This is a genomic window from Bradyrhizobium sp. (assembly GCF_035273305.1).
GTDB lineage: Bacteria > Pseudomonadota > Alphaproteobacteria > Rhizobiales > Xanthobacteraceae > Bradyrhizobium.
The window spans coordinates 1-17,176 of the sequence record NZ_DATEPI010000343.1 but is presented as its reverse complement, the minus strand read 5'-3'; the positions used below and the strand labels follow the sequence as shown (position 1 = coordinate 17,176).

The window sequence follows — 17,176 nt, the reverse complement described above, 5'->3', positions numbered from 1 at the left end:
GACGTTGTGTGAGCATTCGAAAATGGCCGGGATTGCGCGGTGCTACTTCGCATACTTCGCCTCATTTTTCCCGTAACCAACGCACAAAAAATGGTTCTGTTCGTGACAGACATTTCGTCGAACATCGAAGTGTGTTCGTGGACAAACCGCGCGCGACTACCCGCGTGCTGAATGTCGCAGGCAAAACAAAGCGCCGCGCCGATATTCTCGACGCGACGCTCTGCTCCATCAGGTTTGGCAGGATCCTTAGCTTGCGGCGCGAAGGTTCACCTTGCTTTCGGCCATCTTGGTCAGCTTCTGATCGGTCGCCTTTTCCTCATCCAATGTCTTTTGCAAGACGCTTGCACAATCGTTGCGGCCGAGTTGCTTGGCCCAGGCGATCAGGCTGCCGTAACGCGTGATCTCGTAATGCTCGGCGGCTTGCGCGGCGTTGATGAGGGCGGCGTCCAGAACCGTCTTGTCGGCGACCTCGCCTGCAACCTCATCGGCTTCCTGGATAATGCCGTCAATAGCCGGACAGTCGACGGCCTTCGGCGTGGCGCCTTGCATCTGGAACACTTGTTCAAGCCGCTGCACATGGGCCTTGGTTTCGTCAAGGTGGGTCAAGAAACCTTGCTTCAATTGGCCATCGGTGGCCTTCTCGGCCATCTTCGGAAGCGCCCTCACGAGCTGCTTCTCCGCATAATAAATGTCTTGCAGTTGATGTACGAACAAGTCGTTCATCGTTTTGATGTCTCGGGTGAACAATCCCATCGCATGCTCCTTTTCGTTGCGCACGGAACTCGGAATAGAACTCGGAACACAGCGGCGCGGCGCACACTCTTGCTGCCGCCATGCCAAATTATATTCGCTAGTTGATAGCGGGCTAACCAAGCGGCCGCCGGCGTGTTCCTGGATGGACATAAAACGTTCGCGATGGAACAGCGGAACATCACCGCGCCCGAAGCAATTAGTAGGCGGTCGCTCGAATCTCGCCCGTCAGGAAATATATGCCCGCTCGGCTCTCGCGCCGATCAAAGATTGCAGAGCGCGTTGTCAAGGACTGCACAACGAAAGCTTTTTGCCGTATGGAACTTTTCGGGTACACCGATTGTCTGTCATCATATCTGTCATCCTTGCGTGCTAAATGGCTCGTGATCGACAGTGACTGCAATCGATCTGACTTACTGCCGCCCCGCCGGGAGGATGAATGCACGGACTGCTGACCGCGCTAGTGCGTGGATTTAATAAATGGATCGGCTGGAAACGGCTTGGAGTCGCGGCGAGCTTCCTCATTATCGCGTTTGCGATCACGACTCTGGTGCGCACCTTGCGTGGCGTGGATACGAGCGTGATCCTCACGGCTTTGACGGAATTGCCCCTATATCGGATCGGCCTGGCCGCGCTGTGCGTGGTCGGCGCATTCTGTACGCTGACTTTTTATGATTTCTTTGCTCTTCGAACCATTGGCAAGAAACACGTACCGTACCGCATCGCATCTCTATCGAGCTTCACGAGTTACACGATTGGCCACAATATCGGCGCCACCATGTTTACGGGCGGCGCGATTCGCTTCCGGATCTATTCAGATTACGGCCTGAGCGCGATTGATGTCGCCAAGATCTGCTTTCTTTCGGGACTGACCTTCTGGCTCGGCAATCTGGTGGTGCTCGGGGTCGGCATGTTCTGGCATCCCTGGGCCGCCTCCGCGATGGACCTGCTGCCGCCATCCGTGAACCGGCTGATCGCGCTCGGCTGCCTCGCCGGCATTGCTGCTTATTTCGTCTGGCTGGTGACCGGCAAAAACCGCCGTGAACTCGGTCAGCACGGCTGGAAAGTGGTGTTGCCTTCGGCGCGCTTGACCCTGCTGCAGGTGTTAATCGGCGTGGTCGACCTTGGGTTCTGCTCCACGGCGATGTACCTGCTGATGCCGGCGCACCCCGGCATAGATTTCATTTCGCTCGCGGTAGTGTTCATTCTGGCGACGCTGCTTGGGTTCGCAAGTCATGCGCCCGGCAGCCTCGGTGTTTTCGACGCCGCCATGCTTGTCGCGCTGCCGGAGTTCGGCAGGGAGGAGATGCTCGCCACGCTTTTGGTGTTCCGTATCCTGTATTTCGTGATCCCCTTTGGGATTTCGATCAGCATCATGGGCACGCGCGAACTCTGGCTCAATGTGGTGCTTCCCTGGCAGGAACGCCGCAGGCTGAACGATGCTTATTCAAATTCGGTTGCGGTGCCGCTGCAGAGCCGACAGCCAACCCATCACGTAAAGCGGCAACAATCGCCGCAGCCCATCAAAAGCCGCCAGTCTCGACGCTGAACATCCTGGCACCCGAGTTCTCGGAGAGAGAGGTGCTGCGACAGCGTCTTTGTTGCGACACCCTCACATTTCCGCCCCAACAGTAACGTCAAACGCGTTATGACTCTAATTCAGCGTGGTTTGAAAATTGGATTCGCAGTGCTGGCGATGGGGGTGGCGCTGCTGCCGACGTCCTCCGCTGTGGCGCAGGCCGCGCCCGCACCCTCCGGCGAAGTCGCGCCGAGCGGGCCTGAGTTGCCGCTTCAGATTTCCTGGGAGGTCCGCAACCGATTCAGGCTGTTTCGCGAGGAGCGTGATTTCCTGCTCCATTCCCAAAGCGGCGCTGGCCCAAGCGTGCTCGCCTCGGAGCAGGCGCTGGAATTGCAAAGCGACGGGCGTGGCTGGGCACGAAACACGGTGAACCGGCTTTGCATCGATCTGTTCGGGCGCGTCAGCGAGCCGTGCACGCGAGATAACGTAAAGGAGAGTTACCTAACGCCCGTGGACCATCCGATCACCATTCGGCTGACGGGTCCCGTTCCGGTCGGCGCCACCTGTGCGTGGACCTTCGACGATGGTGACGGTCCGCGACTGTTCACGTTCGATTGTGCCGAACCCCTCAACATGCGGGTACGCTACGGACGGAGCACGGTTGCAATGGTGGATGTCTCATCAGGAGCTGAAGCGCCCCAGCGGGTCTCCACCAGGATCAGGGTGCGCGACATCTTCATCGCAGGGCTAGGCGATAGTATCGCCTCCGGCGAAGGCAATCCGGATCGGGCGATTGCCTTGGCCGACGAAGGCTTTTGCTTCCGCCATTACCTTGGGACGGCCGGTGCTCAATATTATCGACCGAGCCGTGCCGGCTATAAGGGCGGACGGGCGTGCGAGGCACCAGAAAGTTTGCAGGTCTGGCAACGCTACAGCGCGCTATGGTTCAATTCAGCCTGTCATCGTTCGCTATACAGCTATCAGACCCGAACCGCACTCGCGCTCGCGGTCCGATACCCTCATATCGCGGTGACCTATCTGCCGCTCGCATGTACCGGCGCGACCATTCCCGACGGGCTGTTCGGAAGTCAGCGCGCGCGCGAATGCCCGCCGACGAAAACGTCCGCTAGCTGTCAGGGCGCGGTCAACGCACAACTTAGCGAATTGCGCACCGCCCTCGCAGCGGCGAAGAAGCGTCAGCCGGATCGCAAACTCGATCTGATCTTGCTGTCGATCGGGGGCAATGACATCAATTTTTCCGGACTGGTTGCGGACGTTATCGTGGATACACCGACCGAGCGCGCGCTGTTCAGGCGCACCGGAGGAATGGGATCGGTGGAGGATTCACGCGCCGCGCTCGCGCGCGAATTGCCGCAGAGCTTCGGACGATTGAGAGAGGCGCTGAAATCCCTGATCGGCGGCGACCTCTCCCGCGTAGTTTTCGTTTCTTACGCCAATCCAACTTTGGCGGATGGCGGCGTGCCCTGCCGTGGGGGCCGCGCGGGCTTCGATATTCATCCTTCATTCAATGCGGACCCGCAGCGGCTCGCGAACGTCTCGAGCTTTGTGCAGAACGAATTTCTCCCACGCTTGAAGGCGCTCGCAACCTGCCAGTCGGGCGTGCTCTGCCGCGATCCTGCCGCCGATCGAATGACATTCGTGGATTTGCATCAGGCGGCGTTCGCCGATCACGGGTTTTGCGCCCGCGCCGGCACCGATCCGGAATTCGACCGCGAATGCTTCTCCGAACAGGGTCAAAGCTTCGATCCCGATATTGTCACGGCCGCAAACCAGCCGATGCTGTGCGGCCGCGGCGCCGGAGAATACCGCGCCTATCTTCCGCGCGCGCGCTGGATCCGTGATGCCAATGACAGTTATTTTGCTGCTATGACCTATCCGCAGGGGCTGCCGGCCTCCAGCCAGCCTGCCGATATTCATGACGCGACCTGGGGCATTCTTTCGGCCGTCTATGGCGGCGCGGTGCACCCGACCGCTGAGGGTCACGCCGCAATGGCGGATGCCACCTTGCCTGCCGTAACATCGGTGCTGCAAATCAATCCGTCTGAGCCTGACATTGTCGAGGAGCCGGCTGCGCCGATCGATACCGCACCACCAACGCGGTAGAGCCGCCGTTAAGCCGCCAGCCGGCGGCTAGTTTAGGGCTCTCGCTGCTTGATCGAATGCGGCTCGTCACCAACGGCGAGCGCAGCCAGCGTCGCCCACCGTAGCAACTACTCGCGAAGGGCCTGACCACCATATGATGCGGCGCCTGATGCGAAACTCAGCGCGGGCGGGCCGCGGCTTTTTTTGTCGCGGCTGTCGGTTTCGCTGCGGCCGCCTGAGCGGGCAAGTATTTCGCTACGACGGCGGGATCGAGCTGAGCCATCGCCGTATCGGGAAGCCGGAACCAGGTCTCGCTCTTGCCGAGCAGTGAAATTCCCCAATAGCCGCGCATCGTCAGTGTCTGGCCGTCCGGGCTGAGGCTCATCTTGGCCCGGTATATTTTGCCGTCGCGCGGATCGAGCACGTTGCCGTCCTCATACTTCAACCCGTCACGCCTCATATCCCTGATAAAGGAAATCCCGAGCATCGGCGCATCCTTGCGATCGTCGGTGCATTTCGAGCAGACCACATCGGGATCTTCACCGGGAAGCGGAAAAGTTTTTGCAATCACACCTTCAAAAATGCCGTCATGGTCGAGGAAAAGAAACCAGGCTACCGGCTTGCCGTCCTCGATCTTCTGCCACAGGCCCGCCGCGGTGGTTTCAGCGGCGTACACCGGGGACATGATCGCGAGCACCATCGCGAGACCAGCTACGTAAGCCAGACCAGTCACGTATGAGAGCGCTTGATTTCTGAATGTCGCAATTCGCATCGTCACCACCTGACCGAGCTCACAACCAATGACTGCAGACTAAGGCGATTTCGCGAATCGTTCCAGTGCCGCAGCCGGCGCGATAGCGAGAGTAAGGTCAGTCAGACGACATTGCCGGAGGATTCCGGGAAGGCATGTACGTTTTGAACCGATACTCCATGTCGGCCGCGCCCGCTCATTTTCCGAGCGGTTCCATTGGCGCGCACCTGCCATCCCGGCTTAGTTGACGCCGAGCTTCTTCTGCAGGCTCGATGAGGACGTCGTGTACTGGAATACCAGCCGCTTGTCCGGGAAGACATAGCGATGCGCCTTTTGCGCCATCAGCGCGCCCTCATGGAAACCGCACAGGATCAACTTCAGCTTGCCCGGGTAGGTATTGATGTCGCCGATTGCGAAAATTCCGGGCACGCTGGTTTCGAACGCCGAGGTTTCGACCGGCACGAGATTATTCTCGAGCGCTATGCCCCAGTTCGCAACGGGACCAAGCTTCATCGTCAGCCCGAAGAACGGCAGCATGGTGTCGCATGCAATCTTCGAAACGCTGTTGTCGTTCGCTTTAACCGTGGCGCCTGCAAGCATGCCGCCCTCGCCTTCCAGCGCCGTGACCTGACCGATCTTCAGATCCATTTTCCCGCCGGCCACCAACGCGCGCATCTGCTCGACGCTGTGCGGGGCGGCGCGGAAATCGTCGCGCCGATGCAACAGCGTCACGCGTTTGGCGATCGGGTGCAGATTGAGCGTCCAGTCCAGCGCGGAGTCGCCGCCGCCGACAATGAGCAATTCCTTATCGCGGAACTGCTCCATCTTGCGCACGGAGTAAAAAACCGACGAGCCTTCGTAGGCCTCGATGCCCGGGACCGGCGGGCGCTTCGGCTGGAACGATCCGCCTCCAGCTGAGATCACGACCACCTTGCATTCGAAGACGCTGCCGGCATCAGTGGTGACACGAAAGGCGGGATCGCCAATCTTCTCGATGGTGTCGACCATCTCGTTGAGATGGAATGTCGGCTTGAACGGTTTGATCTGGTCCATCAGTGCCTCGGTAAGGCCCTGACCCGTCACGAAGGGAATCCCGGGAATGTCATAGATCGGCTTTTCGGGATAGAGCTCGGCGCACTGGCCGCCGATCTTGTCGAGAATATCGACAAGATGTGCCTTCATATCCAGCAGTCCGAGTTCGAAAACGGCAAACAGTCCGCAGGGACCCGCGCCGATAATCAGCACATCGGTTTTGATCGCTTCGCTCATGTTGCTTCTTTTCAGTTGAACCTGCTGGCAGGCGCGTTTCGGCCCGGCTTGTCTAGCCAACGTAAGGGAGCGAGGAAAGCCATAATATGCCCCCGGGCAACCGGACAAGCCCTTGCCGCCATTCAACAACTGCGCTGTAAGGACATGAACTTCCGGAGAGTCGCCATGAACGCCCCTGCCCGTCTCGATTCAACGCCACGCCTCGAAGACTTTCCCTACCGGCTCCGCGATAACGTGCGCTTTGCCGATCTTGATCCCAACGAGCACGTCAACAACGCGGTGTATGCGACGTATTTCGAAACCGGCCGCGTCACTCTGATGAAAGACCGGGGCTATGGTCTGATGCCTGCCGGCCTGGCCTGGATCATGGTACGGCTCGACATGCATTTCCGCGCCGAACTGCGCTGGCCGGGCACGATCGAGATAGGGCTCGGGGTCGCGAAGTTCGGCCGCACCTCCGTGACATTCGATGAGGTGGTTTTTTCGGAAGGGAAATGCGTCGCCTCGGCCCAATCAGTATCGGTACTGATTGACGAGAATACGCGCAAACCGACACCGCTTACGGCGGAGGTCGTCAGGAATTTCCAGCCATGGCTGCGCCGCGGCATTGAAATAACACAGCCGAAATTTTAGGACATCAAGCGCGAGTGGGAGCGGTTCGCGTCGACAAAGCGCGTCAAAGGATTCAGGCCTGCCGCTCAGGCGTGGAGACCACGAGACCATCGAGGTCGTCAGTGACCTTGATCTGGCAGGAGAGCCGTGAATTCGGACGCACGTCGAAACCAAAATCCAGCATGTCCTCTTCCATCGGCGAGGGTGATCCGACTTTCTCCCGCCAAGCCTCATCGACATAGACATGGCAGGTCGCACAGGCGCATGCCCCGCCGCATTCGGCTTCGATGCCGGGAACCGCATTTCGGATCGCGGCTTCCATCACGGTCGCGCCGTTCTCGACATCAATGATGCGGGTCTCGCCGGAATGATCGACAAAGTGAATCTTGGCCATGTTTTCTCATGCTGCCGGAATTGGGGGCCCGGCCTCCTATATCGGGTCGTTCCCCTCCGCGCTAGTGCGCGAATTTAAGGTTGGAGCCAATAGTCCGGCGGCCAATCCGTCGAAAGCGCAAAATTGAGAAGCCCAGCAGAATCCGGGCCTTCCTGACGCTGCGTCGGCTGTTTGGCTTCGCGGTAAGCCGATCGCGCGAAAGCGCAAGTGCCGGCACCCGCGGCAGGAAGCAAGATAAGCAGACGCTGTGAATTTTTGCGGTGAGTTTTTGGGCGAGATCAGGAATGGCGGAGGATTTCATCGACAGCCGAACGTGCCAGCGCGATGGCGTCATGGACTTCGGCCAGCGCTTCGGTCTGATCGCCTCCCTTCTGGATCACCGCCTCCAGACGAGCGGCGGCATCGGCGACACCGAACGCGCCAATCGCGCGTGCTGAACCCTTCAATGTATGCGCCAGCGCGCCCGCATCAGCGGGCAACGCGGCAAGCATGCCGGCGAGATTGGCCGCTTGCGCTGAAAACAACGCCAGCACTTCACGCTCAAGCCGATCGTCATCCAGGGTCATGCGCCGCAGATGCGCGAAATCGATCGGGCCGTCATCGGGAGCGAGCGGTGGGGATGGCATCCAGTCAATCCGTTCCACGTGAAGCGGCATGGCGAACCCAAAATCATCTCGCCGAACCGGTGCCGGCAACGAAGTCTGCTCAGCGGATCACGAAAATGGTTAACGAAACGTTTTGCACAGCCTCGTTCGCCATCTTTTTGGCTAACACTTGCCTCAATTGTCCATGACGAAGAAAAAACGCGTGCAGATGCAATGACTTGCAGCCCCGTAATGTTAACGATGATTAAGAATGGGTTAACGCGGCCATTTCTTTCGCCACGCCTTACCCATAGGATGTTTCGGGTGGGGGCGAACAGCCGATCGATAGCCGCGCGTTCGTGACCAGCGCAGGAAGAATGTCGGGTCGAGCTTCGCGAGGGGAATTCGCGTCACGCTCTCCGGCATTTTGTCAAAAGTAAACGAGGGCTCAGACTGAAGATGGCGAACAATCCAAAAAAGGTCAAAGACCCTACAGAAGTCGCGCTTTCTGCCATTCAGGAAGCTCTCAATATCAGTGATGCTTCGCCTGCAGAGAACGACCGCGCTTCAGTCGCTAACGATACCAGGGCGCTGAACGAAAGGACATTCGACACCCGACCCGGCATCGACCGGGACTCCTTTGACTCCGTGCAGGAGCCGCGTCCGGGTCGCCGCGCTGCCAATGACGATCGCGAAACCATCGGACAAATCCTGCAGGCTATTCAGAAGGGCCGTCCGGCGCGCAACGTGTACACGTTGGCGACCATTTTTGCTGCAGTTTGGGGCGTCGGCGCGGCGCTATTGACGATCGGCTTCCTTCCCTCGCTGCAGGCCATGGTCGGGCACGGCAGCGCCGGCACGTTGGTGCTCGGCGGTCTTGTCGCAGTGTTCTTTGCTCCGGTGCTGCTGTTTTATTTTCTCGCGAGTCTTTCCTGGCGCGGTCAGGAGCTGCGGATGATCGCGCAGTCGATGGCGCAAGTTGCAATCCGTTTTTCGGAACCGGAGGCCGCCGCAAGCGAATCGATCGTCACCGTGGGTCAGGCGATCCGTCGGGAAGTCGCGGCCATGGGCGACGGTGTCGAGCGAGCGATCGCGCGCGCCGGCGAACTCGAAACCCTGGTTGCCAACGAAGTCTCCGCGCTTGAGCGCGCCTACAGCGACAACGAGGTGCGGATCCGCGCCCTGTTGCAGGATATCGCCCATCAGCGCGACAATCTCGTCGGCCAGGCCGAGCAGGTTCGTAGCGCGATTTCCGGCGTGCAGATCGATTTGCGCCACGACATCGCGCTGATTTCGGACGCGATCGCCTCCCGCGTCGACGAGGTAGCGAAAAGCATCACCGGAGCCCTGGAAGAACGCGGCGCTCATATCACCCAGGCGCTCGGTAACGCCGGCGACAACATGATTCTCGCGCTCGGGGAACGCGGCGGCGATCTGCTCGATCGCCTGGAGGAAGCCAGCGCGGAGACGACCCGGGCGGTGCTCGACGCCAGCGAACGGCTCACCAGCAGCCTCAATTTCAAGACCGGGCACGTCCATGACGAGTTCGTCGATTTGGCCGATCGCGTCCACGAGATGTTGAACGAGCGCATCGACCGGCTCACTACCGAGTTCGAGCAGCGGTCCACCACAATTGTCGACGGCATTTCCGATCGCACCGAGCAGGTCCACGAGTCCCTGAAGAATTCGAGCGACTCGCTGTTGCTCGAGCTCGAACTGCGCAGCGGCGATCTCGTCACCAAGATCGACGACGCCGGGAACCGGCTCGCCACCCAGATCCTCTCTTCCGGCGACAAGGCGAGTGAAGCAATTGACGTGACCGTAAACTCGTTGGTGGCGAAGGTCGCCAGCCAGACCGAGAACGCGCACGATTCGCTTTCGCTTCAGATCAACGCCTTTGACGAACTGCTTAAGAACCAGGGTGGCGAACTCGCCGAAAGGTTTGCCCGCGATAGCGGCACGCTCGGCGCACTCATCAGCCGCCATATCTCGGAATTCGATCGGACCGTCAAAACATTCGGCGGCGAAATCGTCGAACGCCTGGGCCAGCGCACCGAGGAGATCGCGGAAAACCTGAAAGGCTACGTCGACAACTTTGACAACCGCCTGATGTCGAACAGCGGCAAGATCACTGCCTCGCTTGATCATCGGCTGGTGCAGTTCGAAACCGTGCTCGGAAACCGCGTCGCCAGCCTGGACTCCTCACTCGACGACAAAATCAAATTCTTCGACCAATCGATCGACGGCCGCCTCAAATCGCTCGAACAGACCTTCGACAGCAGGGCAAATTCGGTCACTGAAACCATCGATGTCAGGCTCGGCACGTTGACATCGACACTCACGGATGGCGCGGCGCAGGCAATCCAGTCGATCGATACGCGCCTGGCCCATCTCACCTCTTCGCTGACCGAAGGCGCCGCGCAGGCGATCGAGGCAGTCGACCAACGCATCCTCAGCGTGACCTCCACCATCGAGGGCCGCAGCGCCCACCTCACCGACGCCATTACGGCCAGGTTCCAGGAGATCCATCAGGGCCTCGAGGGCCGCGTCGGCGCCGTGGCGAACGATATCGAAACACGGGTAGCTCAATTTGAAGATCTGCTCGGGACGCGCATCGAAGCTGTAGCGGGTCGGATAGAGAGCAGCGGCAGGCAGGCCAGCGATGGTCTCGTCGCCCGTGCCGAGGAGCTGTCGGCGGGGATCAAGTCACACGTCGAGGACGCCGAGCGCTCGCTCACCAATCTCGTGGTCAACACCAGCGAGACCATTCAGACCGGCGCGCGCGCCGCACAGCAGTCGCTGCTTTCGGTCTCCACCGACGTCGGCGCACAGCTCAAGCTGACTGCGACCGAGGTCGAGCGCGCCCTGACGTCGGTGGGCACGGGCGCCGCCACTTCCATTGTGACCAGCGCGCGGGACGCGCAATCCGCGCTGCTGAGCGCCTCGTCCGAAACCGCCACACAGATCAAGTCGCTGTCCGGCGATATCGAGCGAACGCTCTCGGCCGCAGGCAATGCGACCGCCGCCTCGATCCTTTCCGGCGCGCGAGAAGTGCAGACCGCCCTCATCACCGCGTCCTCGGATGCCGCCAACCACGTCAAGACGCTGGCCGCGGACGTCGAACGTACGCTGACCGCGGTGGGCGCAGGCACCGCCGCTTCGATCGTGAACAGCGCGCGCGAGGCCCAAACATCGCTGCACGCCAGTTCGGCGGATGCCGCCACTCAGATCAAGGCGATCTCGACTGAAATCGAGCGCTCACTCATCACGGTAGCAGCGAACACGACCGACAACATCCAGACCAGTGCTCTCGCCGCGCAAAACGCGCTGGTGACCGCATCTAACGAAGTCACTTCGAAGGTCAAATCGACTTCGGCCGAAGTCGAACGGTCCATTCTCGCCGCGAGCGGCGCGTTCGGCTCGACCATGACCGGAAAATCCGACGAGATCGTCAACCATGTGCAGCAGCAGGCCGATCGGCTGTCGCAGATCATCGACAGCAAGCGCGGCGTGCTGGTCGAAGCGATCGGCGCGAAAACCAACCAGCTCACGGTCGATATCGACCGCGTCACCTCGGACGCGCTCAGATCGATCGAAAGCCGCGGCCAGACCTTCTCGCAATCGATTTTGAGCCAAGGCTCCGAAGTGGCGCGGACGATCACCTCGGCGGGTGAGTTCGCCACCGGCGCTGTCGGCAAGTCGTTGAGGGAACTGGAACAGGCATCGCGCGCGGCGATCGATCAGTCACGACAGGTCTCGATCGCTGCGGTGACCGAGATGCAGGAGACCAGCAAGATCCTGCGCACAGACACGGTTGCCCTGTTCGAGCGACTGCGCGAAGGCAATATCCTATTGCAGGAAGTGCTGACCGGCGCTCACGACAACCTCAATTCGCTGGAACGCGCGCTGGTCACCCGCGTAGCCGATTTCGTGTCCGCCATGAACGACGTCAGCTCGCGTAATGGCATTGCGACACAAACTCTCGAGCAGCAGCTTGGCATCTTCAACGCCAAGACCGCGAAGGCGCTGGAGGATCTGGGTTCGCTTTCCGGCAAATTCGAACAACACGGCCAGGCGCTGATCGAAGCCGCCGCGGTTGTCGAGCAAAGCAATCGCAACACCACCGCTACTGTCGCCGAGCGAAAGACCCTGCTCGAATCGCTGGTCAGCATGATCGATCAGCGCACCGGCGAGTTCGACCAGCGGCTGTCGCGTTTCACCGGACTACTGGATGAGTCCCTGTTGGCCGCGGAAGAACGCGCGCGCGACATCGCCCGCGTGGTGGCCGAAACCGCAGGCGCCGGCTCTGCGGCGATCACCCAGCAATTTGAAACGGTCCGGGAAGCGGCAGAAGAGGAACGCCGCCACACCATTGAAGCGATGTCCGACATCTATCGGCAGAGCACGCTGGAAGCGGAAGCGATGTTCAAGCAATCGAGCGAAAATTTCGCGAGCACAGTCGCCGGCATGAAGCAGATGGCCGCCGAAATGCAACATGAACTCGAGGCCACACGCAACGAACTCCGCCGTGGCGTTCTGGAAATGCCGCAGGAAGCCGCCGAAAGCACCGCGCAGATGCGAAAGGTGATCGTCGACCAGATCGAGGCGCTGGCGGAATTGAACCGGATCGTGGCCCACCATGGCCGCGGGCTCGATGTCGTGACCGCGGGCCGCGCCAGTTCTTCGGATTCGGACGAAGAGCCGGTGCTGGCAGCCGCCGGCGGAAACCGCGGCGCAGCCCCGCGCAGCCGCGAGAGCGGCAGCGCCTCAAACCTGCCGCCGCCCGACCTGGGCTTGCCCGCGTCGCGCCGCACCGAAGCGCCGCCTGTTTCACCGGGAAGCGCCGACCAGGGGCGCGACGGCTGGCTTTCCGAACTGTTGAATCGAACGGATGCCAGTGCCGGTAATCGCGAGGCGCCGCGCGGTCGCGCCCCGCAGGGCTCTGGCGGCAATCCACTCGAGTCCTTGTCGCTCGATATCGGCCGGCTGATGGATCGCAACCTCGCCGCCGAAATGTGGGATCGTTATCAGCGCGGTGAGAGTAAGGCCTTCACCAAGCGGCTCTATACGCCGGCTGGCCAGAAGGCATTCGATGAGGTCGCCCGCAAATATCGCAGCGACCGCAGCTTCAAGCAGACGGTAGACCGCTACATCGCCGAGTTCGAGCGCCTGCTTGACGAGGTCGCACGCGACGAGCGTGGCCCCACGGTGCTGCGCGGCCATCTCACCTCAGAGACCGGCCTGGTCTATACCATGCTCGCCCACGCGGCGGGACGCCTCGGGTAAGTCCTGATTGGATCGCACAGGAAAACGGAGGCATCAATGCCTCCGTTTTTGCTTCGAGTGACGCCGGAGGGTTTTCGGTGGATTGCCTCTTCACCGGCGCTAGCAATGACGCTTCAAGCCGTTGCGTTTAGCTGTCGGGCATCGTTCCGCGAGCGAAGATGCGCCCCGCGCTACGGCCGTCGTCTCTCAGCGGCGGTAGGTGCTGCGGCGGGTGCAGGCGCCGGCGCACTCGCATTGGCGGCCGGGCCGAACAACAGCCGCGTCGGATTGCGGTCAAGGTTGATGACCGCTCGGCTGATATCACCGAGCGTACGGCGCCCGTCCGCCATCAAGGCGCCGGACCGCTTGTCGAAATCCTCGGCCAGTTCGCGGATCGACTTCACCGTCTGAAACAGCTCACCACCCTCCTTGCCGCCCGCCAGGGTGTTCAGCCCCACCATCAGATTGTCGGCCTTGGCCATCACACCGTCGACCTTCAGCATGACGTCGTCGATCCTCTCGGAGTTGCGCGCCAGCGACGAAGTAAAGGCCTCGAGATTTCGCAGCGAGTTCTTCACCGCGTCCTGATTGTCGGCGACAACCCGGTTTATGTTCTGCAGCGTGCCGCGAATTGCTTCGGTCACATCCTGCAATGCATTCGGATCGGCCTTCAGCGTTGGAACGCCGTCTTCATCCAGCGGGACCGGCGGTGCAGCCTCCCCGCCGCCCTTCAGCGATATCGCAGCGACGCCGGTGAGTCCCTGGAATTCGAGGCCGACCAAGGTATCCTTGCGGATCGGCGCGTTGTTCTCGATCATCGTGAGCGCGACCACGCGCCGCGGATTGTCCAGCTTCACCGACATGACCTCGCCCACTCTGATGCCGTTGAAATTGACGCTGCCACCGTTGCGCAGCCCCGCCGCCGGGCCTTCAAAGACGATCCGCAAAGGGGTGCGCGCCTTTGTCGTATGAAGCGATTGGAACCAGAGAACGAAACCGAACGCCGCCGCAATGACCGCCAGCGTGAACGATCCGATCAGGACGAAGTTCGCCCGCGTTTCCATCAACCAACTCCGATACTCAGATCACTAAAGGTTCAGTTTCGCGCAAAAGGGCCGCGCCCGCTCGGCATCACGCTTCAACCCATTACCGCCCGCGCGCGCTTGCCGTGAAAATAGGCTCTCAACCACGGATGTTGTGAGGCCTGCATATCCGCCATGGATCCTGCGGCAATGATCTTGCCGTCCCCCAAAACGGCAATGCGGTCGCATGCGGTATAAAGGCTGTCCAGGTCGTGAGTTACCATGAAAACTGTAAGGCCCAAAGTCCGCTGTAACGTTCTTACCAACTCGTCGAAATCGCCGGCGCCGATCGGGTCCAGCCCTGAGGTCGGCTCGTCGAGGAAGACCAACTCGGGATCGAGCGCAAGCGCGCGCGCCAACGCCACGCGTTTGATCATGCCGCCGGATAGTTCCGCGGGAAAACGGTCGGCGACTTCGGGGCGTAATCCCACCATCCCGAGTTTGGCGACGGTGATCTCATCGAGCAGCCGCTGTGAGACTTTAAGATATTCGCGGACCGGGAACTGGATATTCTGCCGCACGGTCAATGACGAAAACAGCGCGCCTTGCTGGAACAGGATGCCCCAGCGCCGCTCCACCGCGCGTCGTTCCGCATCATCGGCGCCGTCGAGATCAATCCCGAACACCTCGACGCTTCCCGAGACCTTTGGAACGAGCCCAATGATAGTGCGCGTCAGCACCGATTTGCCCGCGCCGGACGGACCGACAAAGCCCAGTATCTCTCCGCGCTTGACGTCGAGATTGAGCCCGTCGAGCACTTTGGTCGATCCGAACTGCACCGCAATGTCACGGACCCGTATGATCGCGTTTGTTGCTTCGGGCGCCATCTCACATTCCGATCGAGGCGAAAAAGATAGCGAACACGCCGTCCATCACGATAACAAAGAAAATTCCCTTCACCACCGACGAGGTGGTGTGTTGCCCCAGTGACTCCGCGCTGCCCTGCACCGCAAGTCCCTCGACGCAGGCCACGATCCCGATCACCGCGGCCATGACAGGCGCCTTGATGATACCCACCGTGAAGTGATCGATCGAAATCGCATCGCGCAGCCGAAGCAGGAAAGCTTCGGGATCGACCCCGCCATACAGCCAGGCCACAAGTCCGCCGCCATACAGCGCGGCAATTGCGCCGAGGAAAGCTAGTATCGGAAGCGCGATAACCAGCGCCAGCATCCGAGGCAATATCAGCACCTCGATCGGATCGAACCCCATGGTGCGCAGGGCATCGATCTCCTCGCGCATCTTCATGGAGCCGAGTTCGGCGGTGTAGGCGCTGCCGGAGCGGCCCGCCACCATGATTGCCACCAGCAGCACACCGATTTCCCGCAGCACCAGGACGCCGAGCATGTCGACCACGAAGATGTCCGCACCGAATTTCCGAAAATGGAAAATACCCTGTTGTGAGATGATGCACCCGATCAGGAACGTGATCAGGACCACGATCGGCACCGCGCGCCAGCACACCTGCTCGAGATGGTGCACCGTCGAGGTCAGGCGGAAGGTTCGGGGGTGAATCAAAACCCTGCCGCTCGCTGCCAGCACGGCGCCGAGCATGTCGATCAATCCAACCATGGTAGCGCCAACGCCGACAACAGCACGCCCGATCTGATCCAGCATTCCCGTGATCGTTACGGTCGTGCTGTCGATCGCCGGCGCGGCCTTGACCCTGCGCACCTCGTCGACGAGGCTCGAATAGTTGGCGGAGAGTCCTGCGATGTTCGGCTCGACGCCCCCTCGTGTCAGGCTGCGCCGCAGCCGCTCGATCAGCCAGGCGCCAAAGGTATCGAGCTTCGAGACCCGCGATACGTCAATGGAAATATCGGATCGGCTGCCCGTCAGCTTTTCGGCATCAGCGACGATTTGCTCGAGCACTGGCGCGAAGCCTGCCGTCCACGAGCCAGCGGCAAGGAGGGCGAGCCCATTATTATGAGCAATCCGCTCCAATGTCGGGTCGCCACTCACGATGCGAACTCCCGTGCCAACTCACTGCACTTCATGTCAAAGGAAAAAAGGAAATAACCGCCCCGCCCCGCCGCCTTGTAGAGCAGGTCCGTAACCAGCCATACTTGATTGCGCCGGGCAAGTCGGCACGGTCCAGAATTGCCAGAAAATGAAATGACTTTCAGTTCCCCGATGCTCTCTGCCAAAATCGAGCGCTGGCCGATCGCGGGCTCCTTTACGATCAGCCGTGGCGCCAAAACAGAAGCGGTAACGATAGTGGCGGAAGTCAGTCGCAACGGCCACACCGGGCGCGGCGAATGCGTTCCCTATTCGCGCTATGGCGAAACCCCGGAGGCGACTCTGGCCGCGATCCAGGCGATGCAGGAGCCTCTTTCGCGCGGGCTCGATCGCCAGGGACTGCAAATTGCGATGCGCCCCGGGGCTGCCCGTAACGCATTGGACTGCGCGCTGCTCGACCTTGAAGCCAAAACAAGCGGCCAGCGCGTTTGGAATGTGCTGGGCCGTCCGGCCGCGATCCCCAGCGTGACGGCCTACACCATCTCGCTTGGATCGCCGGAAGCGATGGCGGCGGCGAGCGCGAAAGCCGCGCACCGGCCGCTGCTCAAGATCAAGCTTGGCGGCGACGGCGACGGCGAGCGGATCGCTGAAGTGCGGAAGGCGGCTCCCCAATCCGAACTCATCGTCGATGCGAACGAAGCGTGGACGTCGACCAATCTCGAGCGAAATCTGAGCGACTGCGCGCGAGCCGGCGTCAGGCTGGTGGAACAGCCGCTTCCCGCCGGCGAAGATCACGCGCTTGCGAATATCCGCGGGCCCATCACCATCTGCGCGGACGAAAGCGTGCACGATCGCGCTTCGCTGGAGGGACTGCGCGAACGTTACCAC

13 protein-coding genes are annotated in these 17,176 nt (G+C 60.9%); 5 read left to right on the top strand and 8 right to left on the bottom strand.

Annotation, left to right across the window (positions count from 1 at the left end; genetic code table 11):
• Window positions 1–246: 246 nt before the first annotated feature.
• Window positions 247–753 (bottom strand): ferritin-like domain-containing protein, encoded by a 507-nt coding sequence (locus VJV58_RS22310; RefSeq protein WP_324139542.1) that lies wholly within the window; start codon window positions 751–753, stop codon window positions 247–249.
• A gap of 436 nt (window positions 754–1,189) precedes the next feature.
• Between VJV58_RS22310 and VJV58_RS22305 the strand changes: the two genes are divergently transcribed.
• Both VJV58_RS22305 and VJV58_RS22300 read left to right on the top strand, forming a co-directional pair.
• Window positions 1,190–2,299: a YbhN family protein gene (locus VJV58_RS22305; protein WP_324139541.1), complete on the top strand. Its 1,110-nt coding sequence runs from the start codon at window positions 1,190–1,192 to the stop codon at window positions 2,297–2,299.
• Window positions 2,300–2,446: 147 nt separating this feature from the next.
• Complete coding sequence (locus tag VJV58_RS22300) at window positions 2,447–4,393, top strand: hypothetical protein (RefSeq protein ID WP_414641548.1); 1,947 nt, start codon at window positions 2,447–2,449, stop codon at window positions 4,391–4,393.
• Between the two features lie 157 nt (window positions 4,394–4,550).
• On the opposite strand, the gene VJV58_RS22295 is transcribed toward VJV58_RS22300, so the two are convergent.
• Both VJV58_RS22295 and VJV58_RS22290 read right to left on the bottom strand, forming a co-directional pair.
• A complete protein-coding gene (locus tag VJV58_RS22295) occupies window positions 4,551–5,144 on the bottom strand; it encodes a DUF2147 domain-containing protein (protein WP_414641547.1) in 594 nt (197 codons plus the stop codon).
• A gap of 219 nt (window positions 5,145–5,363) precedes the next feature.
• Window positions 5,364–6,392, bottom strand: coding sequence for an NAD(P)/FAD-dependent oxidoreductase (locus VJV58_RS22290; RefSeq protein WP_324139539.1), 1,029 nt, complete (start codon window positions 6,390–6,392; stop codon window positions 5,364–5,366).
• A 165-nt stretch (window positions 6,393–6,557) separates the two neighbouring features.
• On the opposite strand from VJV58_RS22290, the gene VJV58_RS22285 reads away from it, so the two are divergent.
• Window positions 6,558–7,025 carry a thioesterase family protein gene (locus tag VJV58_RS22285; protein ID WP_324139538.1) on the top strand — a complete coding sequence of 156 codons (468 nt, stop codon included), beginning with the start codon at window positions 6,558–6,560 and terminating at the stop codon, window positions 7,023–7,025.
• A 52-nt stretch (window positions 7,026–7,077) separates the two neighbouring features.
• Here the strand turns inward: VJV58_RS22285 and VJV58_RS22280 are convergent, their stop codons facing one another.
• Window positions 7,078–7,398 (bottom strand): 2Fe-2S iron-sulfur cluster-binding protein, encoded by a 321-nt coding sequence (locus VJV58_RS22280; protein WP_324139537.1) that lies wholly within the window; start codon window positions 7,396–7,398, stop codon window positions 7,078–7,080.
• 278 nt (window positions 7,399–7,676) lie between these two features.
• Entirely contained in the window at window positions 7,677–8,054 is a 378-nt protein-coding gene (locus tag VJV58_RS22275; protein WP_324139536.1) for an Hpt domain-containing protein, read from the bottom strand.
• Between the two features lie 387 nt (window positions 8,055–8,441).
• Here VJV58_RS22275 and VJV58_RS22270 point away from each other — a divergent pair, with 387 nt between their 5' ends.
• Entirely contained in the window at window positions 8,442–13,268 is a 4,827-nt protein-coding gene (locus VJV58_RS22270; RefSeq protein ID WP_324139535.1) for a methyl-accepting chemotaxis protein, read from the top strand.
• Window positions 13,269–13,438: 170 nt separating this feature from the next.
• On the opposite strand, the gene VJV58_RS22265 is transcribed toward VJV58_RS22270, so the two are convergent.
• The 3 genes from VJV58_RS22265 to VJV58_RS22255 form a co-directional block, all read right to left on the bottom strand.
• A complete protein-coding gene (locus VJV58_RS22265) occupies window positions 13,439–14,311 on the bottom strand; it encodes an MlaD family protein (RefSeq protein WP_324139534.1) in 873 nt (290 codons plus the stop codon).
• Between the two features lie 74 nt (window positions 14,312–14,385).
• On the bottom strand, window positions 14,386–15,156 hold the full coding sequence (locus VJV58_RS22260; RefSeq protein ID WP_324139533.1) for an ABC transporter ATP-binding protein: 771 nt from the start codon (window positions 15,154–15,156) through the stop codon (window positions 14,386–14,388).
• A gap of 1 nt (window position 15,157) precedes the next feature.
• Window positions 15,158–16,291, bottom strand: coding sequence for an ABC transporter permease (locus VJV58_RS22255; protein WP_324139532.1), 1,134 nt, complete (start codon window positions 16,289–16,291; stop codon window positions 15,158–15,160).
• Window positions 16,292–16,444: 153 nt separating this feature from the next.
• On the opposite strand from VJV58_RS22255, the gene VJV58_RS22250 reads away from it, so the two are divergent.
• On the top strand, window positions 16,445–17,176 hold a 732-nt coding region (locus VJV58_RS22250), incomplete at its 3' end, for an enolase C-terminal domain-like protein (RefSeq protein WP_324139531.1).